19 protein-coding genes are annotated in these 19,566 nt (G+C 67.7%); 5 read left to right on the top strand and 14 right to left on the bottom strand.

Going from position 1 to position 19,566, the window contains the following annotated elements:
• The first annotated feature begins 5 nt into the window (after positions 1 to 5).
• Both EYR15_RS09005 and EYR15_RS09010 read left to right on the top strand, forming a co-directional pair.
• Positions 6 to 425 carry a VOC family protein gene (locus EYR15_RS09005; RefSeq protein ID WP_131003161.1) on the top strand — a complete coding sequence of 140 codons (420 nt, stop codon included), beginning with the start codon at positions 6 to 8 and terminating at the stop codon, positions 423 to 425.
• 251 nt (positions 426 to 676) lie between these two features.
• Entirely contained in the window at positions 677 to 1,468 is a 792-nt protein-coding gene (locus tag EYR15_RS09010; RefSeq protein ID WP_131003163.1) for a DUF6030 family protein, read from the top strand.
• A gap of 23 nt (positions 1,469 to 1,491) precedes the next feature.
• Here the strand turns inward: EYR15_RS09010 and apaG are convergent, their stop codons facing one another.
• The 4 genes from apaG to EYR15_RS09030 all read right to left on the bottom strand — a co-directional run bounded on the left by apaG (position 1,492) and on the right by EYR15_RS09030 (position 5,217).
• Positions 1,492 to 1,917: a Co2+/Mg2+ efflux protein ApaG gene (gene apaG / locus EYR15_RS09015; RefSeq protein ID WP_131003294.1), complete on the bottom strand. Its 426-nt coding sequence runs from the start codon at positions 1,915 to 1,917 to the stop codon at positions 1,492 to 1,494.
• Between the two features lie 39 nt (positions 1,918 to 1,956).
• Positions 1,957 to 2,973 carry an Hsp33 family molecular chaperone gene (locus tag EYR15_RS09020; RefSeq protein ID WP_205741601.1) on the bottom strand — a complete coding sequence of 339 codons (1,017 nt, stop codon included), beginning with the start codon at positions 2,971 to 2,973 and terminating at the stop codon, positions 1,957 to 1,959.
• Between the two features lie 121 nt (positions 2,974 to 3,094).
• On the bottom strand, positions 3,095 to 4,036 hold the full coding sequence (gene argF / locus EYR15_RS09025; RefSeq protein WP_131003166.1) for an ornithine carbamoyltransferase: 942 nt from the start codon (positions 4,034 to 4,036) through the stop codon (positions 3,095 to 3,097).
• Positions 4,033 to 5,217, bottom strand: a complete 1,185-nt coding sequence (locus EYR15_RS09030) for an aspartate aminotransferase family protein (protein WP_131003295.1) — start codon at positions 5,215 to 5,217, stop codon at positions 4,033 to 4,035. The genes argF and EYR15_RS09030 overlap by 4 nt, the downstream gene beginning before the upstream one ends.
• Positions 5,218 to 5,639: 422 nt before the next feature.
• Between EYR15_RS09030 and EYR15_RS09035 the strand changes: the two genes are divergently transcribed.
• Entirely contained in the window at positions 5,640 to 6,182 is a 543-nt protein-coding gene (locus EYR15_RS09035) for a GcrA family cell cycle regulator (RefSeq protein WP_131003296.1), read from the top strand.
• Positions 6,183 to 6,279: 97 nt separating this feature from the next.
• Here the strand turns inward: EYR15_RS09035 and phoB are convergent, their stop codons facing one another.
• The 7 genes from phoB to EYR15_RS09070 all read right to left on the bottom strand — a co-directional run bounded on the left by phoB (position 6,280) and on the right by EYR15_RS09070 (position 13,128).
• Positions 6,280 to 6,981 (bottom strand): phosphate regulon transcriptional regulator PhoB, encoded by a 702-nt coding sequence (phoB, locus tag EYR15_RS09040; protein ID WP_131003168.1) that lies wholly within the window; start codon positions 6,979 to 6,981, stop codon positions 6,280 to 6,282.
• A gap of 16 nt (positions 6,982 to 6,997) precedes the next feature.
• Complete coding sequence (gene phoU, locus EYR15_RS09045) at positions 6,998 to 7,702, bottom strand: phosphate signaling complex protein PhoU (RefSeq protein ID WP_131003170.1); 705 nt, start codon at positions 7,700 to 7,702, stop codon at positions 6,998 to 7,000.
• Between the two features lie 49 nt (positions 7,703 to 7,751).
• The gene (pstB, locus tag EYR15_RS09050) at positions 7,752 to 8,597 is read right to left on the bottom strand and encodes a phosphate ABC transporter ATP-binding protein PstB (RefSeq protein WP_131003172.1); all 846 of its coding nucleotides are present in this window, start codon (positions 8,595 to 8,597) and stop codon (positions 7,752 to 7,754) included.
• A complete protein-coding gene (gene pstA / locus EYR15_RS09055; RefSeq protein ID WP_382238681.1) occupies positions 8,594 to 9,391 on the bottom strand; it encodes a phosphate ABC transporter permease PstA in 798 nt (265 codons plus the stop codon). Before pstA ends, pstB begins: the two co-directional genes overlap by 4 nt.
• Positions 9,392 to 9,471: 80 nt before the next feature.
• The gene (gene pstC / locus EYR15_RS09060; protein ID WP_131003176.1) at positions 9,472 to 10,467 is read right to left on the bottom strand and encodes a phosphate ABC transporter permease subunit PstC; all 996 of its coding nucleotides are present in this window, start codon (positions 10,465 to 10,467) and stop codon (positions 9,472 to 9,474) included.
• A gap of 141 nt (positions 10,468 to 10,608) precedes the next feature.
• On the bottom strand, positions 10,609 to 11,655 hold the full coding sequence (pstS, locus tag EYR15_RS09065; RefSeq protein ID WP_382238431.1) for a phosphate ABC transporter substrate-binding protein PstS: 1,047 nt from the start codon (positions 11,653 to 11,655) through the stop codon (positions 10,609 to 10,611).
• 165 nt (positions 11,656 to 11,820) lie between these two features.
• Positions 11,821 to 13,128: an ATP-binding protein gene (locus EYR15_RS09070; protein ID WP_131003180.1), complete on the bottom strand. Its 1,308-nt coding sequence runs from the start codon at positions 13,126 to 13,128 to the stop codon at positions 11,821 to 11,823.
• Between the two features lie 110 nt (positions 13,129 to 13,238).
• Between EYR15_RS09070 and ppk2 the strand changes: the two genes are divergently transcribed.
• Positions 13,239 to 14,195, top strand: a complete 957-nt coding sequence (gene ppk2, locus EYR15_RS09075; RefSeq protein ID WP_131003182.1) for a polyphosphate kinase 2 — start codon at positions 13,239 to 13,241, stop codon at positions 14,193 to 14,195.
• Between the two features lie 15 nt (positions 14,196 to 14,210).
• On the opposite strand, the gene EYR15_RS09080 is transcribed toward ppk2, so the two are convergent.
• Positions 14,211 to 15,092 carry an NAD(P)-dependent oxidoreductase gene (locus tag EYR15_RS09080; protein WP_131003184.1) on the bottom strand — a complete coding sequence of 294 codons (882 nt, stop codon included), beginning with the start codon at positions 15,090 to 15,092 and terminating at the stop codon, positions 14,211 to 14,213.
• A 911-nt stretch (positions 15,093 to 16,003) separates the two neighbouring features.
• On the opposite strand from EYR15_RS09080, the gene EYR15_RS09085 reads away from it, so the two are divergent.
• Positions 16,004 to 16,294, top strand: a complete 291-nt coding sequence (locus EYR15_RS09085) for a GIY-YIG nuclease family protein (protein ID WP_131003186.1) — start codon at positions 16,004 to 16,006, stop codon at positions 16,292 to 16,294.
• Positions 16,295 to 17,263: 969 nt separating this feature from the next.
• On the opposite strand, the gene EYR15_RS09095 is transcribed toward EYR15_RS09085, so the two are convergent.
• The gene (locus EYR15_RS09095) at positions 17,264 to 18,724 is read right to left on the bottom strand and encodes a M48 family metalloprotease (protein WP_131003190.1); all 1,461 of its coding nucleotides are present in this window, start codon (positions 18,722 to 18,724) and stop codon (positions 17,264 to 17,266) included.
• Positions 18,721 to 19,518, bottom strand: coding sequence for a thermonuclease family protein (locus tag EYR15_RS09100; protein WP_131003192.1), 798 nt, complete (start codon positions 19,516 to 19,518; stop codon positions 18,721 to 18,723). The genes EYR15_RS09095 and EYR15_RS09100 overlap by 4 nt, the downstream gene beginning before the upstream one ends.
• Positions 19,519 to 19,566 lie beyond the last annotated feature (48 nt).

Raw genomic sequence — 19,566 nt, forward strand, 5'->3', positions numbered from 1 at the left:
TCATTATGCGTCCCTTCCATCTCGCCTTCCCCGTGACGGATCTCGAAGCGACGCGCAGCTTCTATGGCGGCGTCATGGGCTGCCGGATCGGCCGGGAGAGCCCCGGTTGCTGGATCGACTTCGACCTCTTCGGGCACCAGCTCTCGGCGCATCTGCGGCCGGCGGCGCCGGAAGCGGCCGCCTCGGGCGGCGTCGATGGCGATCAGGTGCCGATCCCGCATTTTGGCGTGGTCCTGGAGATGGCGGACTGGAAGGCGTTGGCCGCCCGGCTCGAGTCTGATTCCGACACTGACTGGCGTCTTCGGCCGAAGATCCGGTTCGAAGGCGAGCCCGGCGAGCAGGCCACGATGTTTGTGATGGACCCGTCCGGCAACGCGCTCGAGTTCAAGGCCTTCGCCGACGACGCGGCTATCTTCGCCGCATAAGCGCGTCCAGCGTCAACGCTGCCGGGCAAGACGCGATGGCCAGTGGCGCTGCTCGTAAGGCAGGCGCATCCTGGCTGGGCAGGTCGGCTGCTCCTGCGATTTACGCCCTGCGCGCTGCTGATCGATCTCGCGCACAGGGAAGAGAGCTTCTACGATCGCGTCGCCCCGGACAGCATGCGGCCGACGGTCCAAATCGTAGCGCCTCAAGGACGACCCTCCTGCGGACTTTGCCTTCTCTCGCGGCCTATGCCATGGCCGTCGTCGCGCTCGCCGCAGCGGGCGTCATCGCTACGGAGACGGCGAGGCGCCTTATAGCGACGCCCGAAATACAGAGCTTGCGGCTGTCCGAACTGCCGATGCGAGCGGCGAAGTGGCTGTCGGGCGATGCCGCCCCGCACGCGCCGGAGCTGGCGCCAGAAACAAAAGATCCCGATGTCGCGCCGGACGCGGCGCCGGCTGCGGGTCCGCAGCCCATCGTCTTGCGTGATCCGTTCTCCCCCGATCCGGACGCCCCGACCGAGTTCATCACCCTTGCGTTGGCGGATGGCGAGACCTTCTGCCGTTCCCTCCAGAACACGGGCCTCAACCAACCGGTCTTCCAGCGCCTGACCGTGCCTTCGCATGGCTGGACCTGCGTGCCCGACATGCTGAAGCCGGTCGACGGCGCTGAATCCGTCGTCTCCAGCCTGTTCGTGACGGTGCGCGGCGAGGTTGCCGACAGGCTCTCGTCGCTGCGCATCAAGCTGAACCTTATCGATCCCGCCACTGCGCCGCTCGCCCGCGAGAAGGCGAAGGACGTGCTGACGCAGATGCTCGCCGTGTTCGGAGGCGTAGCGCCGGAGCGGGTGCTCCAAGCGATCAACTTCGGCGTCAACGTCGCAGTGGTCGATCGCGGCGTGACCTATGAGCTGAAGAAGGAGTTCGGCGACCCGCGTCGCGCCAACCTGCTCGTCGTCTTCCCACAGCAACTGGGCGACGGCGGCGAGGCTCGCTTTATCGAGAAACCGGAAGGCATACGCATCCTGCCGAGCTTCCGCCCCTAGCCGGCACAGTCGCATCCGTCAGCTCAGTGCAGCGTGCGAACCATATGCGGGCTTTCGAGCGCGAAAGCCGGGATTGCGACCACGAAGGGCTGACCGGCGTCGGTCAGCATGTGGTAGTCGCCGACCATGATGCCCGACGGCGTCGGCAGCGGGGCGCCCGATGTATAGGTAAACGACTGACCGGGCTTGAGCGTCGGCTGTTCGCCGACCACGCCCGGTCCGCGAACCTCTTCCGTGCGGCCCTGTCCGTCGGTGATGCGCCAGTGTCGGGCGATCAGCCGCACGGTCTCCTCGCCCTCGTTCACGATCTCGACCGTGTAGGCGAAGATAAATCGGTCCTCATCGGGCGCAGATTCGTCGGCGAGATAGCGCGGGGCGACCGTCACCCGGATCGCGCGGGTGGTGGCGGTCCAGGAACCGCCGTCGAGCTTTTCGGGAGCCGCCGCCATCGTCATGCGCAAATCATAAGACGGGGCGCGCACGCGCCGTCAAGCGGCTGGGCCCGCCTGACGCGTCTCGCCGTCCTCTTCGTCTTCCGCATCGATCGCCGTCGCCTCCTCCACGGAGAAGGCGTAGCGCGTCGAGCAGAAGTCGCAGGTGACCTCGATTGAGCCGTCATCCGCGCGCATGTCGCGCCGCTCTTCGGGCGAGAAGCTCTTCAGCATGCCGAGAACCCGCTCGCGCGAGCACCGGCAGGCCTCGCGCACGGCGCGGCTCTCGAACACGCGGATGTCGCGCTCGTTGAACAGGCGGATCAGCAGGCGCTCGGGCTCGAGCGTAGGATCGATCAGCTCATGATCCTCGACCGTGCCGACGAGCGACTGGGCCTCGACCCAGGCGTCGTCCTCCTCGCCCTCAGGCATCTCCAAGCCGGCCGGCGCGTCACCGGGATCGAGGTCAGGCATCCGCATGCGATCGGGCGCCTCGGGGAGGAACTGCACGAGCAGGCCGCCTGCGCGCCAGGAATGGGCGGCGCCGGGCGCGAGCGTTTCGGCGACCGCGAGCCGTACCTTGGTCGGGATCTGCTCGGACTGGCGGAAATAGGCGTGCGCAGCGTCCTCCAGCGAGCCGCCGTCGAGCGCGACCACGCCCTGATAACGCGACATCTCCGGCCCCTGGTCGATCGTCAGCGCCATGTGGCCGTGGCCGAGCAGCGCGCCGGTCCCCCGCACGTCGTAGAGCCGGCTCTCATCGAAGCGCGCGCAGGCGCGCACCCGGTCTGGCGCCTCAAAATCCACGACCAGCATGCCGACGGGGCCGTCCGAGCGCGTCTGCAGCTGAAAGCGGCCGTCGATCTTGAGCGAGGAGCCAAGCAGCACCGTCAGAGCCACGGCCTCGCCGAGCAGTTTGGAGACCGCCGGCGGATAAGCGTGGCGCTCGATCACCCTGTCGATCGACGGCCCGAGCCGGACGACGCGCCCGCGCACGTCGAGCGCCTCGATCTGGAACGGCAGGACGCGGTCGTCGCCGTCCTCGCGGAGGCTGGAAGAAGAGATGTCGGTCATGATCGCTATTTAGTGACCGCAGGCGGATCGCGAAAGGTTTGCGGCGGCATGGCCCGGTTGCGGCTCTTCAGCTCGCGATGGATGCCGCCGTCCCCCGGTTTGTCCCGGGATCCAGCGGCGATCACACCGCCCCGAAGCACCACGCCAGCACGCCTTTCTGGGCGTGCAGCCGGTTCTCGGCTTCGTCGAACACCACCGACTGCGGACCGTCGATCACGTCATCGGTGACCTCCTCGCCGCGGTGGGCGGGGAGACAGTGCATGAAGATCGCGTCCGGAGCGGCCGATCCCATCAGGCGCTCGTTCACTTGGAAGGGCGTCAGCAGATTGTGGCGGCGCTCGCCGTCGGCGTCTCCCATCGAGACCCAGCTGTCCGTGATGACAGCGTCGGCGCCCCGCACGGCGGCCTCGGCGTCGTTGCCGAGGGTGAGCGCCACGCGCTCCCGCTTCGCCCAATCCAGCATCTCCGCGCCCGGCGCGAGCTCTTTTGGCGTCGCGACGTTGATCCGGAAATCGAACCGGGCCGCCGCATGGATCCAGGACGCGAGCACGTTGTTGGTGTCGCCGACCCAGGCTACGGTGCGGCCGCGGATCGGGCCCTTGCGCTCCTCGAAGGTCAGCAGATCGGCCATGACTTGGCAGGGGTGCGATTTCTTGGTGAGCCCGTTGATAACGGGCACCGTCGCGTAGGTCGCAAGCTCGACCAGCGCATCGTGCTTGAGCATGCGGATCATGATCGCGTCGACGAAGCGGGAGAGCACGCGCGCGGTGTCGGCGATCGCCTCGCGCTCTCCGAGCTCGATCTCCTTGCCCGTCACCATCACGGGCTCGCCGCCGAGCTCGCGGATGCCGACGTCGAACGACATGCGGGTGCGCAAAGAGGGCTGCTCGAACACCATGGCGATGGCTCGGCCGGCGAGCGGTTTGTCGTTGACGTCGTCGGGCGTACGCCGGCGCGCCTTCATCGCGGCGCCGGCGTCGGCGATCGCGCGAAGCGTGCCGCCGTCGAAATCGCCGATGTCGAGGAAGTGGCGGATCCCGCTCCCGTGCGTTCCGTGCGTCATGCGTCCCCCCGGGCGCCAATCATCTTCCGCTCGAGCGCGACAAGGCCCCTGTCGATGCGCGCGACGGCCTCGCCGATCTCGTCCGCCGTCACGATCAGCGGCGGCAGCAGGCGCACCACATTGTCGCCGGCGGCGACCGTCAGCAGCTTCTCGTCACGCAATACGGCCGAGACCTCGCTGTTCGGCGCCTTGCAGCGGATGCCGGTGAGCAGGCCCTCGCCACGGATCTCGGCGACAGTCTCGGGATGCGCGTCGACGATCGCCGCAAGCCGCTGGCGGAGCAGCAGGCCCATCTCGGCGACGTGCTCGATGAAGCCGGGCGCCAGCACGACGTCGAGCACAGCGTTGCCGACCGCCATGGCGAGCGGATTGCCGCCGAAGGTGGAGCCATGGACGCCGGCGGTCATGCCGGACGCCGCTTCGCGCGTCGCGAGGCACGCGCCGAGCGGGAAGCCGCCGCCGAGGCCTTTCGCGAGCGCCATGATGTCGGGTTCGACGCCCGAATGCTGATGCGCGAACAGCGTGCCGGTGCGCCCGACGCCGGTCTGCACCTCGTCAAAGATCAGCAGCAGGTCGCGCTCGTCGCAGATCTCGCGGAGCGCGCGCAGGAAGGCGGGAGGGACCACGCGGACGCCGCCTTCGCCCTGCACCGGCTCGATCAGGATCGCTGCAGTCTCGGGGCCGATTGCGGCCTTAAGGGCTTCGAGGTCGCCGAAGGGAACCTGGTCGAAGCCGTCGACCTTGGGACCGAAGCCCTCGATGTATTTGGCTTGGCCGCCGGCCGCGATCGTCGCGAGCGTGCGGCCGTGGAAGGCGCCCTCGAAGGTGATGATCCGGAAGCGCTCGCCTTCGCCCTTGGCGTGGAAATGCTTGCGCGCGACCTTGACCGAGGCCTCGACAGCCTCGGCGCCGGAATTGGCGAAGAACACCACGTCGGCGAAGCTGGCGTCCGTCAGCCGGCGGGCAAGCCGCTCGCCGTCGGGGATCTGGTAGAGGTTCGAGACGTGCCAGAGCTTTTCCGCTTGGGCCCGGATCGCCTCGACGAGATGCGGATGGGCGTGGCCGAGCGCGTTGACGGCGACGCCGGAGCCGAAATCGAGATAGCGCTCGCCATCGTCCGTAATCAGCCAGCAGCCCTCTCCGCGCTCGAAGGCGAGCGGAGCGCGGGCGAAGACTGGCATCAGCGCGGAGGCGTCGGTCACGAGGGCGGACCCTTCGGCGAAGCCCGCGGTTGCTGACCGATCGGGCGGTGAAAAAAAGAAAAGAGCCGCTCCGGCCGGGGCGGCTCTTCGTGCGCGGGCAATAATCTAAAGACGCGGCCTATGTCAACGCTGAGGCGCCTCGGTCTTCAACGTTTTCCCGCGAAGAACGCGATGTGGACGGCGTGTGGAAAACGCTCGCGCACGGACCTGTTGAAAACGCCCGTGTTGCATTTCGGACTCTTTACGCTGAGTCGCGGCATATCGTACTTTACGAACCGTTAAGCACGACGTCCGTGCTCACGTTTGTCACCAGTAATCCCGGCGGCCTCGCCGCCCGACGCGATAGCACGCGTCGCGGCGAACGATCGTGGATTCCGGCGACGGCACGACTGGAGGATGCGATGCAGTGGACCGATGAGCGGGTCGAGCTCCTCAAGAAGCGCTGGGCTGACGGCCTGAGCGCAAGCCAGATCGCGGCCGAGCTCGGCGGCGTCACGCGCAACGCCGTCATCGGCAAGGTTCACCGCCTCGGCCTGTCCGGCCGCGTCAAGGCGCAGCCGAGCGGCGTCGCCCGCCTCCGCGTCAAACCGGCCCCGACGACAGCGCGCCGCGGCGCCCCCTCCGCCCCGCGCGAACACGTCTATGCCAGCCATGGCGGCGCCGCGCTGCAAGCCGTCGCCCAGCCCCAGGCCCGCGTCATGCCGCAGCCGCGGGTCACGCCGATCGAGCTCGTCGAGACTCAGTTCGCCTGCGAGCGCGTGACGATCATGGAGCTGCGCGAGAACATGTGCCGCTGGCCGCTGGGCGATCCCAGCCAGACCGACTTCCGCTTCTGCGGCGGTCGCTCCTCGCCGGGCGACGCTTATTGCTCGCACCACGCGCAGATCGCCTACCAGCCGGCTAACGACCGCCGCCGCGATCGCCGGCCGGCCATCGCGCACTGACAGTTTCCGAAAAGAAAAGGCGTCCCGTGGGACGCCTTTTTTGTTTCTGTAGTTCGTGCGTCGAAGGCCGGACCTTCGTCCGCGGATAAAAGTGATCTCACATAGCCTGTGAGAACGTCTCGTCGAACGAGTAGCCCGCGCCTCGCACGGTGCGAATCGGGTCGGGCTTGCGGCCGCGGTTGATGGCCTTGCGCAGGCGGCCCACATGGACGTCGACGGTGCGCTCGTCGACATAGACGTCACGGCCCCAGACGCCGTCGAGCAGCTGCTCGCGGGAGAATACGCGGCCTGCGGACTGCATCAGGAACTCGAGCAGGCGGAACTCGGTCGGGCCGAGATGCACCTCGCGGGCGTGGCGGCGCACGCGGCGGTTCTCGCGGTCGAGCTCGATGTCGCCGGCCCTCAAGGTCTTCGACACGTGCTCGGGTTTCGCTCGCCGGAGCAGGGCGCGAACGCGCGCGACGAGCTCGGGCACCGAGAATGGCTTGACGACATAGTCGTCGGCGCCGGTGGCGAGGCCGCGGATGCGTTCGCCTTCCTCGCCGCGGGCGGTCAGCATGATGATCGGCAACTGCTCCGTTTCGGGGCGAGCCCGAAGCCGGCGGCAGAGTTCGATGCCCGATACGCCCGGCAACATCCAGTCGAGCAGGATGAGGTCGGGCGCGCCTTCCTGAAGGCGGATTTCCGCTTCATCGCCGCGCGAGACGCTGTCGACGTCGTAACCCTCGGCCTCGAGGTTGTAGCGAAGCAGCATGATCAGCGGCTCCTCATCCTCGACGATCATGACGCGGGGCTTCATGGCTCGGCGTCTCCGATCAAAGCCCGGCGGCCGTGCTCATGAGGTCGGCCTTCGGCCTCTCCTCCGCGAGCGCGACGCCATGGACGAGGTAGTAGACGGTCTCCGCAACGTTGGTCGCGTGGTCTCCGATCCGCTCGATGTTCTTCGCGCAGAACAGAAGATGCGCGCAGAAGCCGATATTGCGCGGATCCTCCATCATGTAGGTCAGCAGCTCGCGGAACAGCGAATTGTAGAGCGCGTCGATCTCGCCGTCGCGGTTCCACACGTCCATCGCCCGCTCCTCGTCACGACGGGTGTAGGCGTCGAGCACGTCCTTGAGCTGGCCGAGGGTCAGGTCTGCGATGTGCGCCACGCCGCCGGCGAGCTTCGGGGGCTGGAACTGGCCCTCGAGCGCAACGACCCGTTTGGCGATGTTCTTCGCCAGGTCGCCGATCCGCTCAAGATCGTTCGCGACCCGCAACGCCGCGACCACCTCGCGGAGATCGACCGCGACCGGCGCGCGGCGGGCGATCGTGTTGATGGCGCTCTCTTCGATCGCGGCCTGCAGCCGGTCGATCGAGAGGTCCCAGTCGATCACGCGCCGGGCGAGGGCGATGTCGCGCCTGAGCAGCGCGTCGACGGATTCCGCGACGAGTTTTTCGCAGAGGCCGCCCATCTCGGCGAGCTTGTCGCCAAGCTCCTTCAGGTCCGCGTCGAACGCGGAGACAATATGGTCAGTCATGGCCTTCTCGCTTTCATCCGTCATGTTGAAGCCCGCTCGCCTCAACAGCTCAGCCGAAGCGGCCCGTGATGTAGTCCTGCGTGCGTCGGTCATGGGGGCTCATGAAGATCTGCTGGGTTTCGCCGAACTCGATGAGCTCCCCGAGATACATGAACGCCGTGAACTCCGACGTCCGCGAGGCCTGCTGCATGTTGTGCGTGACGATTGCGATCGTGTAGTCGGCTTTCAGTTCGTCGATCAGCTCTTCGATCTTCGCAGTTGAGATCGGGTCAAGCGCGGAGCAGGGCTCGTCGAGGAGGATGACCTCGGGCCGCACTGCGATGGTGCGAGCGATGCACAGACGCTGCTGCTGGCCGCCGGAGAGCGAGAGGCCAGACGCGTCGAGCTTGTCCTTCACCTCGTTCCAGAGCGCCGCCCGGCGCAGCGCGGCTTCGACGCGGCCGTCGAGCTCGGACTTCGAGATTTTCTCGTAGAGCCGGATGCCGAAGGCGATGTTGTCGTAGATCGACATCGGGAACGGCGTCGGCTTCTGGAACACCATGCCGACGCGCGAGCGCAGCAGGTTGAGGTCGAGCTTCGGCGACAGCACGTCGACGCCGTCGAGTAGGACCTGACCCTCGGCGCGCTGCTTCGGATAAAGGTCGTACATCCGGTTGAGGATGCGCAGCAGCGTGGACTTGCCGCAGCCAGAAGGTCCGATGAAGGCGGTGACCTTGCGCTCGTAGATCGGCAGATCGACGCCCTTCAGAGCAAGCGAGTCGCCGTAGAAGAACTTGAGGCCCCGGACCGAAATCTTCTCCGAAAGGCCGGCGCCGGCCATCGGCCGCGCGCCTGGGGCGATCTTGATCTGGCCGGGTTCGGCCGGGTTTGAGCGGGCCAAATCGATGCTGGTCATTTCTGGGCTCCGGCTGAGAGGACGCGAGCCCCGATGCTGAGCGCAAGGACTGCGAAAGTGACGATGAGCGCGCCGGTCCAGGCGAGCGCCTGCCAGTCGGCGTAGGGGCTGAGGGCGAACTGGAAGATGACGACCGGAAGGCTCGACATCGGGGCGTTAAGGTCCGTGCTTCCGAACTGGTTGTTCAAAGCGGTGAACAGCAGCGGCGCAGTCTCGCCCGAGACGCGGGCGATGGCGAGCAGCACGCCGGTGATCATGCCGGCCTGCGCGGCCTTGTAGGAGATCCGCTGGATCACCGTGGAGCGCGGCAGGCCGAGGGAGGAGGCCGCCTCGCGAAGCTGACTGGGAACGAGGTTCAGCATGTCCTCGGTGGTGCGGACGACAACCGGCACCACGATGATCGCGAGCGCCAGCGCGCCGGCGATGCCGGAGAAATGCCCCATGTGGATGACCACCACCTCGTAGACGAAAAGGCCGACCACGATCGAGGGCGCGCTGAGCAGGATATCGTTGATGAAGCGCACGATCGAGGCGAGCTTACCGTGCTTGCCATATTCGGCCATGTAGGTGCCGGCGAGGATGCCGACCGGGGTGCCGAGCGCCACGCCGATCGCGGTCATGATCAGGCTGCCGACGATGGCGTTCAGCAGACCGCCCTGCGAGCCCGGGGGCGGCGTGTTCTCGGTGAACACGGCGAGCGACAGACCGCCAAAACCCTTGATGAGCAGCGTCAGCAGGATGACGACGAGGAAGGCGAGACCGACGAACGCGGCCGCGAAGGACAGCGACATCATCAGCACGCTCTTGCCGCGACGGCGGCGGTAGAGCGGAGCGTCCGCGGTGTGCTTGCTGGGCTCCAGAACGGTCATGGCGCTCAGACTCCCGCCTTCTTGTCGAGCCGCATGAGCATCAGCCGCGCGATCGACAGGACGATGAAGGTGATGATGAAGAGGATCAGACCGAGCGCGATCAACGACGAGGTGTAGAGGTCGCCGACGGCTTCCGTGAATTCGTTGGCGATCGAGGCCGAGATCGTCGTGCCGGGCGCGAGGATCGAGCCTGAGATCTTGTGGGCGTTGCCGATCACGAAGGTGACCGCCATCGTCTCGCCGAGCGCGCGGCCGAGGCCGAGCATCACGCCGCCGACGAGCCCGACGCGGGTGAACGGGATCACGATCTGGCGCACGACCTCCCAGCGGGTGCAGCCCACGCCATAGGCCGCTTCCTTCAACACCGGCGGGACGGTCTCGAAGACGTCGCGCGAGATCGAGGTGATGAAGGGCAAGACCATGATCGCGAGGATGAATCCGGCGGTCATGATGCCGATGCCGTAAGGCGGGCCGGCGAACAGGGTCGACAGCACCGGCACGTGGCCGAAGACCGAGATCAGGAACGGCTGCACCGTCTCCTGAAGGAGCGGGGCGAAGACGAAGAGGCCCCAGATGCCGTAGATGATCGAGGGAATGCCCGCGAGCAGCTCGATCGCGACGCCGATGGGGCGTCGGAGAACCGGCGGGCAGAGCTCGGTGAGGAAGATAGCGATGCCCAGCCCGAGCGGCACCGCAATCAGCATGGCGATCAGCGACGTCACCAGCGTCCCGTAGATCGGCGAGAGCGCGCCGAATTTCTCGGTGACCGGGTTCCAGGCCTGGGTGACGAAGAAGTCGAAGCCAAAAGTCGAGAAGGCGAGCGCCGAGCCGATGACGAGGGCGAGAATGACGCCGCCGAGGATCGCGAGGACCAGCAGGGCCGAGGCCAGCGTGATGTTGCGGAACGCGCCGTCCTTGATCCGGAACGACCGCAGCTTGGAAGCTCGCGCCTCGGCGGCCGCGGAAAGGCCTGAGGGTGCCTGAAGCGACAGATCGGTCATCCGGACGGGTTCTCTGCTCAAAAGCGAAAAGGGCTGTCGGAAGGGATAGGGGCGGCGACGCGTCCGTCAGGATGCGCCGCCGCGCCCCGAGTTGAGCCGGCGGGGGTCACCGGCTCGTTCGTCATGTCTCAGATCAAGATGTCAGTTCGACAAAGAGTAGAGGGCTTTGCCGTCGGCGCCCTTGATGTCCTTCGCCCAGACCTTCTGCACGTCGGCGACGACCTTCTCCGGCATCGGGATGTAGTCGAGCGTCTCGGCCATCTGCGCGCCGCCCTTGTAGGCCCAGGCGAAGAACTTCAGCGCCTCGGTCGCGGCCGCCGGATCCTGCGGCTGCTTGTGGATCAGGATGAAGGTCGCGGCGGTGATCGGCCAGCTCTCGGCGCCCGGCTCGTCGGTCAGGATGACGCCGAAGCCCGGCGTGGAGGACCAGTCCGCGTTCTTCGCGGCCGCCTGGAAGGAGGCGGTGACCGGCTGGACGGTCTTGCCGTCCTTGTTCACGAGAGCGGCGTGGCTGAGCTTGTTCTGCTTGGCGTAGGCGTATTCGACGTAGCCGATCGCGCCCTTGGTCTGCGCGACATAGTTGGCGACGCCTTCATTGCCCTTGCCGCCGAGGCCGGTCGGCCATTCGACCGCGGTCGCGGAGCCGACCTTGTCCTTCCACTCGGGCGAGACCTTGGAGAGGTAGTTCGTGAAGTTGAAGGTGGTGCCCGAGCCGTCCGAACGGTGAACGATCGCGATGGCGGTCGAGGGCAGCGTGAGGCCCGAGTTCAGCTTCTTGATCGCGGCGTCGTCCCAGGTCTTGATCTCGCCGAGGAAGATCTTGCCGAGGGTCGGGCCGTCGAGGACCAGCTTGCCAGGCTCCACGCCTTCGATGTTCACGACCGGCACGATGCCGCCCATCACCATCGGGAACTGGACGAGGCCATCCTTCTCGAGCTGCTCGCCCTTGAGCGGAGCGTCGGTGGCGCCGAAAGTGACGGTCTTGGCCTGGATCTGCTTGATCCCGCCGCCGGAGCCGATCGACTGGTAGTTCAGACCGTTGCCGGTCTCCTTCTTATAGGCCTCGGCCCATTTGGCGTAGACCGGATAGGGGAAGGTCGCGCCGGCGCCGGAGATGTCGATGGCGAGGGCGGGGGTCGCCATCAGAGCGGCGGCGGCCGCAATGGCGAGGAAACGGAAGGGCTTCACGAGCAGCTCCTGGGCTAACGTCGTTGCGTCGGTGATCGGTGCGCTCCGGGAGCCGCAGCATGCTGTGCGCGATCCAGGGCCATGACAGGAAGTACCTGTCCGACGACGCTCTTCTATGACGCTGCCATGAAGCTCGTATGACGGCGTAAGCCGCTGATTTCGTTGTTATCCGGCCTTCTTGTAGCCCTCTGCGGCGGGCTGCTCGTTAACGGATGCCGCTGGAAGGGCCACGGTGAAGGTGGCGCCGTCGCCGGCCGCGCTGTCGATCAGCAACCGCCCGCCATGCCGCTGCAGGATGTGTTTGACGAGCGCCAAGCCCAATCCCGTGCCGCCTTTGTCGCGACTGTCGGCGACGTCGACGCGGTAGAAGCGCTCGGTCAGCCGGGGCAGATGTTCGGGGGCCACCCCTGGCCCGTAGTCCCGCACGACGAACAGCGCGCCTTCGCGGCCGCCGCCGGATTTCACGGTCACGTCGACCTTTTTGCCGGACTGGCCGTATTTGATGCCGTTCTCGACGAGGTTCTCGGCCACCCGAATGAGCTCGTCGCGGTCGCCGCGCACGAATAGCGGCTCGGGCGCGGACACCACGATCTCGACGCCGCGTTCGGCCGCAAGCGGCGCCAAGGCGTCGGCGACGCCGCCGGCAAGCGCCGCGAGGTCCACCAGCGCGTCCGGCCGCACATGGGCCTTGAGCTCGATCCGCGAGAGCGAGAGCAGGTCGTCGATCAGCCGCGCCATCCGGTTCGCCTGCGTGCGCATGATGCCGAGGAATTTTTCGCGCGCGACCGTGTCGTTCTTCGCAGGACCCTGCAGGGTCTCGATGAAGCCGAGCAGCGAGGCGAGCGGGGTGCGGAGCTCGTGGCTGGCGTTCGCGACGAAATCCGCGCGCATGCGCTCCGACCGGCGCTGCTCGGTGAGGTCGCGGAGCCTGACGACGATGTGGAGCGCTGCGTCCGGGTTCGCGCGGGCGGTCGCGACATGCGCCTCGCGCCAGCGCTCGACCGGGGTCCGCTCCGAATAGAGCACGGTCGCGGAAGCGCCCGTCGCTGCTGCGCGCACGGCGTCGAGCACCTCCGGCGTCCTCAGCACGAAGGAGATCGGGTCGCCATTGCGGATTCCGCCGAGCCATTCCCGCGCCTCCGCGTTGAAGGCGAGCACCGTGCCGCGGCGGTCCAGGATCAGCACGGGCTCCGGCAGCCCGGAGAGCAGCGCGAGCGCTTCCTGCGAGACCACGTCCTCGCCTTCGTTCGGGCGGGCGAGGCTCTCGAACTGCCGCCGGCCCGGCGCGAAGGCGGCGGCGAACAGGACGAAGACGATCGCCAAGACCGTGCCCCAGGGGCCGATGGCGCCTTTGAACCAGAACAGCAGGAGAGCGGCGACCGCGGCGGCGAGCGGCCATCGCGCGGCGGCCAAGCGCTCCAGCCTAGGCTCCGTCACCGCCGCGCGGCTTTCGGGTTTTTCGTCGTCGCTCATGCTTCTAGGGGTGGTCCTGCCGGTTCCGAGATCGAGATTCGCCACATCACGCGCGCTCGGCGACACCTTTGCGACACGAAGGCCGTCCGGCCGCGGCCCAGGGAGACATCATGGCGCAGAAAGCGGATTCGGCGAAGAACGGCGGAGACAAGGCGCGCGGGGATGAGTCCCAGCCTGCGCTCCCCGAGGGCATGGAGGACGCGCCCGCCGTGATGATCGGCGGGGTCGAGGTCGACCTCGACGATCTGGAGCTGCCGAAGGCGATCCGAAAGGCGGCCTTCCGCAGCGGTCGCTACCCTTATGACGAGAAGATGGACGAGAAGGCGGGCGACAAGGCGCTCGTTCCGCTCCAGATCGAGCTGCTCAAGCTGCAGGCCTGGGCGAAGCAGACCGGCGAGCGCATCGTCATCGTCTTCGAAGGCCGCGACGGCGCCGGCAAGGGCGGCACGATCGGCAGCTTCACCGAGCACCTCAACCCGCGCAGCGTCACTGTGCACGCGCTGTCGAAGCCGTCGCCGGCGGAGGCCGGGCAATGGTACTTCCAGCGCTATGTCAGCCGCTTCCCCTCGGCCGGCGAGATCGTGCTGTTCGACCGCTCCTGGTACAACCGCGCGGTCGTCGAGCCGGTGATGGGCTTCTGCACGCCCGCCGAAACGCTGAAGTTCCTCGACGCGGCGCCGAAATTGGAGCGCCTCCTGGTCGAAGACGGCGTCAGGCTGTTCAAGTTCTGGCTGACAGTCGGCCGCGAGATGCAGCTCGAGCGGCTGCACGCCCGCCGGCACGACCCGCTGAAGCGCTGGAAGCTGTCGCCGATCGACTATGCCGGCCTCAACCTCTGGGACGCCTACACCGAGGCCGCCGAGCGCATGCTTGACGTCACCAGCACGGCGGAAGCGCCCTGGACGGTGATCAAGGCGAACGACAAGCGCCGCCTGCGCCTCGCGGCGCTGCGCCATGTCCTGCTCGCCGTGCCCTACAAGGGCCGCGACCTCACGGCGATCGGCGGCGAGGACGAGCAGATCGTGATGCGGGCCGACGCCTTTTTGGCCGAGGGCGGGGAGGAGTAGGGCGCGCGGAGCGCCTCACCCCAATGGCCGGCCCGCGCGCCGGAAGGCGCCGCCGGCCAGCCCCGACCAGTCCTTCTCGCCGTCGCCGGCGGCGATCGCCTCGATGAAGCCGTCGCGCAGCACGGAGGCGATCGGCAGCGGCGTCCTTTGCGCCTCGCCGGCTGCGAGCGCGAGGCGCACGTCCTTCAGGCCGAGCGTCATCTTGAAGCCGGCCGGTTCGAACGTCCCGTCCTCGATCAACGCGCCATAGGTCTTGTAGGCGGGCGCGGAAAACAGCGTGTTCGTCATCAGCTCGTAGAGGTCGGCGCGGCCGATCCCGTAGGCCTCGGCGAGCGATCCTGCCTCGCCCAGCGTCTCGATCATGCTGGCGAGCGAGAAATTGACCGCGAGCTTCACGACATTGGCGCGGCTGGGCTTCTCGCCGAACTCCCACACCTTCGCCGCGAACAGCTCCAGCAGCGGCCGCGCCTTGGCGAGCGAGTCCGCCGCGCCCGCCGCGAGCACGTTGAGCTTGCCGGCGGCCGCCGCGTCCGGCCGGCCGAGGACGGGGGCCGCGACATAGCCGACGCCCTTCTCGCCATGCAGCGCCGCCATGCGGTCGGCGAAGGCGACGGAGACGGTCGAGAGGTTCACGTGGACGCAGCCGGCCTTCGCCGCGTCGAGCGCGCCGGAGGCGACCACCACCTCCTCGATCGCCTCGTCCTGGGAGAGCATCGACAGCGTGACGTCCGTCTGGAACGCGTCGGCCGGCTTTTCCGCCCGCGTGGCGCCCTCGGCGACAAGCGCCTCGACCGGGCCGGGCGAGCGGTTCCAGACGGTGAGTTCGTGCCCGCCCTTCATGAGGTTGCGCGCGAGCCCCGCGCCCATGTTTCCGAGGCCGATCAGTCCGACATGCATGGCGCTGCTCCTTATTCCGGTTGGGGAAACGCCAAGGGGCGGCGCCGGTTCGAAGCGCGGCGCGTCGGCATAGCCGCCATGCCTTCTTAGGGCATCCGCGACGGACCTTGCCGCCGCCGCTCGGCGTCTAAGTCGTGGATACCCCTTCGGGGCATGACGGCGCAGCGCGGCGATACGGACGCGCGGCATCCTCCGGTCGCCCGGAAATCGCGTCAGTCCCGCTCTGGTCAAACAGCGAAGCTCATTAGGCGGGGGAAGCGCGGGAGCGCCGGGCCACCGTCAGGGGGTAGAGTAGTTGCCGGTCGCCCGGCGCTCCACGCACGGCATTTCGCGTGCGATCGCAGACGGATTCTTAGGGCGCTCATAGGTTCCCGCGGGCGAACGCAACAGTCCCGCTTCGGGCCGGCCCCCGCATCTCCCGGCCTTCGGAGCCGGACGCGGAAGACTGGCGCCATGCGCCCCTGACGCCACGAAAGGCGCGCCGGTCTTAGTGCCGGCGGTCCTCTTAACGCGCGCAGCCTGAACCGCCCTCACTCTCAAGGAACGGCCGAGCCGCGCGGGCCCCGCGACCGACGCCCCGGGATCGGAAGTTCCGGCCTCCCGACCGCAGGCGCCGCCTTCATCCCCGCATGGCCGGCCGGTCCGGACACGCCTTCCCGACGGGGAGAAGCCAACGGAGTGGATCATGGGAGGAAAGGAATGTCAAGGAATTTGATCCTATCCCGCTTTGGGACGCCCTCGGCCGGCGCCTCACCCTCCACCGTCATGCCCGCCTTCGCTTGTATCCACGACTTCCTTCCCCGCCGCTCGACGCTCCAAGACGTGGATACCCGGCTGCCGCCGGGCATGACGGGTGAGCGTCGTTTGTCACGCCTCTTGCCAAGACCTCGGCTTCTTCCGAGCATTCGGCGATGCGCTTCTCCTTCGTCTACCTCATGACGAACCGGCCGAACGGCGTGCTCTATTGCGGCGTCACGACCGATCTTGTCCGCCGCGTCGCCGAACATCGCGCCGGCGCCGCTCCCGGCTTCACCAAGCGCTACGGACTGAAGACGCTCGTCTGGTTCGAGACGCATGAGGACATCGCCGTCGCGATCGCCCGCGAGAAGGCGATCAAGCATTTAACCCGCGCGGAAAAGGCCCGGCTGATCCTTCGGGACAATCCGGACTGGCGCGACCTGTGGCCTGAAATTTCAGGCTAGGCGCGCTCTTCGCCAAGCATGATAGTCCCATCGCGGTTCGGCCACCTCCGCCGTCATGCCCGCCTTCGCGGGTATCCACGACTTGCCGGCCCTGCCGCCCCTCGACGCTCCAAGCCGTGGATACCCGGCTGCCGCGGGCATGACGGCGGAGGCGCCGCCTACATCCCCGTACGGCCGGCTGGTCCGAACACGCCTTCCCTAGAGGGAGAAGTCAGCGGAGTGAGCACGGGAGGGGCGGAATTTCAAGGAACTTCATCCTAAGACCGGACGATAAAATATGATCGTCTGCCCTCGCGATGCGGAGTTGGGCGGTGCAACTGAATGCCGACGCGCTCACTTATGCTCAGAGACTACTTGAGCGGCGCAGACTATAACAACTCCCAGCCTGCGCCGCCGTGATTATCGCCAGCGCTAAGATTGCTGGACGGTGCAGACCAGTAACCTCCACCGGATAGGCTGTCCGCCCCGGTGCTGGTGGTGGTTCTGAGGAGGGAGGGGGTTCCCTTTGTTAGCGGCGATCTCATCACCGCAGTGGATGCACCTGTAGACGCCTGAATTAGACACAACCGTCCCAGGCGAATGATCCGCGTCAAAAGCACTATGGGTTTGATGGGTCAGATGCTGACCATCTTGATACAGGGCCATTGAAATAGCTCCTCTGGCAAGAGTCAGGCTTGACCAGAGGCACCTTCGGGAGTCTCCTCCCACTCGGCTTGCACGCCACTTCCGCCGCCTGACTCGTTGGGCGCGGATTGTCTGAAGACGGTCGTCAAGGGGTCCTAAGCCCTTGGCGGCCGTCATCAGCTTAGATCAACCATGAGATGTATTTTGATTCGCGGCAGCAGCGCGAGTCCATTTTCGTCTTTGACAAACGAAGCTAAGTCATAAAGACATAAAGAAGCGCTCATATAATCCGATGCGCTACGAGATCTTTATCGCAGGTGCCAGCGCAAGGCTCGCGTAGGCTCCTCACTCGTCCACCACCTTCACCCGCATCCCCGCCACCAGCGGCTCGCCGGGCGCGATCCCGTTCAGCACGGCGAACCTGTCCACCGCCCTGTCCGGCAGGGCCATGCGGTTGGCGAACACCGCTTCCGTGTCGCCCGGCTTCACGCTCACGATGTCGAGCTTCAGCGGCTGCGCGGCGTCGATCTCCGACTGGTTCAGCGTGCGGAAGCTCGTGATCGAGTCGCGGAAACCGCGGTCGATCTCCGGCGTCAGGTCGCGCGTCGCGAAGATCAGGCGGTAGACATCCGTGCCGAAATGAATCGCGGCGAAGCGGAAGGTCCAGTCGCGGCCTTTCGCGACCAGCGTCACCGCCGGCATGCCGTTGATCTCCAGCGTCTCCACCGGGCCGGGCTCGGCGCCCTCGATCCAGTTCTCGCGGATATAGCCTTCGAGCGTCTGGCCGGCGCTGAGCTTGGCGGCGTCCATGCGGAGCGCGCGCCCGTCGGCCGCGACGCCGAGCAGCGCGTCGGCGCCGTTCTCGAACGTGAAGCCTTCCGGCGCGACGAAGCTGAAGCCGAGCCGCGGATGCAGGAAACGCCGCCCGCGCGCGAACCCCTGAGAGGGGTCGTCGCCGTAGACCATGCCGTCGACGGCGTCGAGATAGGCCTCGCGGCCGCGCTCGCCGATGCCCGGCGCGCCGATCGCGCGGGCCGCCTGCACCGCGAGCTGCACGCGCTCGGGCGTCGAGGGGTGGGTGGCGAGGAAGTCGAGCCCGGGCTGCTGCGGCTGCTGGCCGAGCGTCGCGGAGCGCAGCTCCGTCTGGCGGCCCATCGAGAGCAGGAAGCGCGAGGCGCCGTAGGGGTCGAAGCCGGCGCGCGCGATGGTCTGCACGCCGATGCGGTCGGCCTCGAGCTCCTGCGCGCGCGAGAACGAGGCGAGCGAGAGTTTTCCGCGGGCGAGCGCGACGGCGCCGCCCTGACTGTCCTGCAGCACGTCGGAGACGACGCGGGAGACGAGCACGGCCTTGCGCTCCTCGTCCGCCCGCTGGATCGCGTGGCGCGCCGAGACATGCGCCATCTCGTGCGCGATCACCGCCGCGAGCTCGGACGAGTCGTTCGCCACCGCAAGCAGGCCGCGCGTGACGTAGAGGCTCCCGTTCGGCAGCGCGAAGGCGTTCACCAGCGGGGAGTTCAGCATGACCACCTTGTAGCGGAGGTCCGGGCGCTCGGAGGCCGCGGCGAGCCGGTCGGCCACCCCGTTGAGGAGGGTCGTCAGGTTCGGCTTGAGGTAGATGCCGCCATAGGCGCCGGCGATGCGCTGCTGCTCTTCGGTGACGGCGGTGGGCGGGGCGGGCGCGACCTTCGGCGCCTCCGCCGGCACGAGCGGCTGCGGGACCGGCTTGTCGCCGCCGCCGAGGCTGCCGCAGGCGGCGAGCGAGGCCGCCAGCCCGAACGCGCCGAGAAGCCGGGGGAGGCCGCTCATCGGGCGGCCTCGTCGTCGAGTCGGTCGATCTGCCCGCGATCGGTGATCGCGATGACGGGGCCGCGGCGCGCGTCGACAACCCCGCGCACGCGCAGAAGCGCGCCGGGCTTGATGTCGAGAGCGTTGAGACCGCCTAATCTGCGCAGCGCCGCCTCCGAAAGGGTCAGCGAAAGCGCGTCGCGCCAGCGCGCCCCAAAGTTCACATAAAGCCGTCCGGCGGCCTGCCGAACGCTCGCCACGCGGCCCTCCGCGACAACGAAGCGTCCCGCGGCGGAGGCGAGCGATGCGCCGTCCGCCGCGGACCGGACCTCGTAATCGGTTTCGGACCACAAACCAAGGCGAAGCGCGATCGCACGGGCCTCGGTTGCCTTCAGCGTGGCGTCGCAGTCACGCTCTCGCCCCGTGACGCGCAGCATCCCTTGCATGGCGAGCTCCGCGGAGACGCCGGCGTGATCAGCCCCGTCGAAATCGGCGAGGAAGCCGACGAGCCTGCCGTAGCGGTCTTGCCCGCTGGCGGCCGGCCGGAACTCGAGCACGCGGCCCGCGGCGGCCTTGTCGAGCGCGGCGCGCGCGGCTTCCCCGATCCGCCAGTCGGCGGCTGCAATCCCCGGCGGCGCTTTGGGGGCGGCGACGCCGGCGAGCCGGGCCTCGCGGCCGTCGTCGAGCAGCAGGGTGTCGCCGTCGATCGCGCGCTCGATGGCGACGGCCTCGGGCTTCGCCGCAAGGATGCACGGGCCGGCGGCCGCTGCTTGAGCGGAGATGGCGAGGATTGTCGGGAGGATGAACAGGCGCACGGCCGAGCCTCGCGCCGGTTTGGCGAACGGGAGGTTAACGCGCGGGCG

The organism is Hansschlegelia quercus (assembly GCF_004310425.1).
GTDB classification, from domain to species: Bacteria; Pseudomonadota; Alphaproteobacteria; order Rhizobiales; family Methylopilaceae; genus Methylopila; species Methylopila quercus.

Bases quoted from the DNA above. Each gene is read 5' to 3' on its own strand.
- EYR15_RS09020 (WP_205741601.1), bottom strand. From the start codon at position 2,973: ATGACCGACATCTCTTCTTCCAGCCTCCGCGAGGACGGCGACGACCGC.
- EYR15_RS09030 (WP_131003295.1), bottom strand. From the start codon at position 5,217: ATGCCAGTCTTCGCCCGCGCTCCGCTCGCCTTCGAGCGCGGAGAGGGC.
- apaG (WP_131003294.1), bottom strand. From the start codon at position 1,917: ATGGCGGCGGCTCCCGAAAAGCTCGACGGCGGTTCCTGGACCGCCACC.
- pstA (WP_382238681.1), bottom strand. From the start codon at position 9,391: ATGATGTCGCTGTCCTTCGCGGCCGCGTTCGTCGGTCTCGCCTTCCTC.
- argF (WP_131003166.1), bottom strand. From the start codon at position 4,036: ATGACGCACGGAACGCACGGGAGCGGGATCCGCCACTTCCTCGACATC.
- EYR15_RS09085 (WP_131003186.1), top strand. From the start codon at position 16,004: ATGCGCTTCTCCTTCGTCTACCTCATGACGAACCGGCCGAACGGCGTG.
- phoB (WP_131003168.1), bottom strand. From the start codon at position 6,981: ATGAAGCCCCGCGTCATGATCGTCGAGGATGAGGAGCCGCTGATCATG.
- EYR15_RS09080 (WP_131003184.1), bottom strand. From the start codon at position 15,092: ATGCATGTCGGACTGATCGGCCTCGGAAACATGGGCGCGGGGCTCGCG.
- ppk2 (WP_131003182.1), top strand. From the start codon at position 13,239: ATGGCGCAGAAAGCGGATTCGGCGAAGAACGGCGGAGACAAGGCGCGC.
- EYR15_RS09005 (WP_131003161.1), top strand. From the start codon at position 6: ATGCGTCCCTTCCATCTCGCCTTCCCCGTGACGGATCTCGAAGCGACG.
- EYR15_RS09095 (WP_131003190.1), bottom strand. From the start codon at position 18,724: ATGAGCGGCCTCCCCCGGCTTCTCGGCGCGTTCGGGCTGGCGGCCTCG.
- phoU (WP_131003170.1), bottom strand. From the start codon at position 7,702: ATGACTGACCATATTGTCTCCGCGTTCGACGCGGACCTGAAGGAGCTT.
- pstC (WP_131003176.1), bottom strand. From the start codon at position 10,467: ATGACCGATCTGTCGCTTCAGGCACCCTCAGGCCTTTCCGCGGCCGCC.
- EYR15_RS09035 (WP_131003296.1), top strand. From the start codon at position 5,640: ATGCAGTGGACCGATGAGCGGGTCGAGCTCCTCAAGAAGCGCTGGGCT.
- EYR15_RS09070 (WP_131003180.1), bottom strand. From the start codon at position 13,128: ATGAGCGACGACGAAAAACCCGAAAGCCGCGCGGCGGTGACGGAGCCT.
- EYR15_RS09010 (WP_131003163.1), top strand. From the start codon at position 677: ATGGCCGTCGTCGCGCTCGCCGCAGCGGGCGTCATCGCTACGGAGACG.
- pstB (WP_131003172.1), bottom strand. From the start codon at position 8,597: ATGACCAGCATCGATTTGGCCCGCTCAAACCCGGCCGAACCCGGCCAG.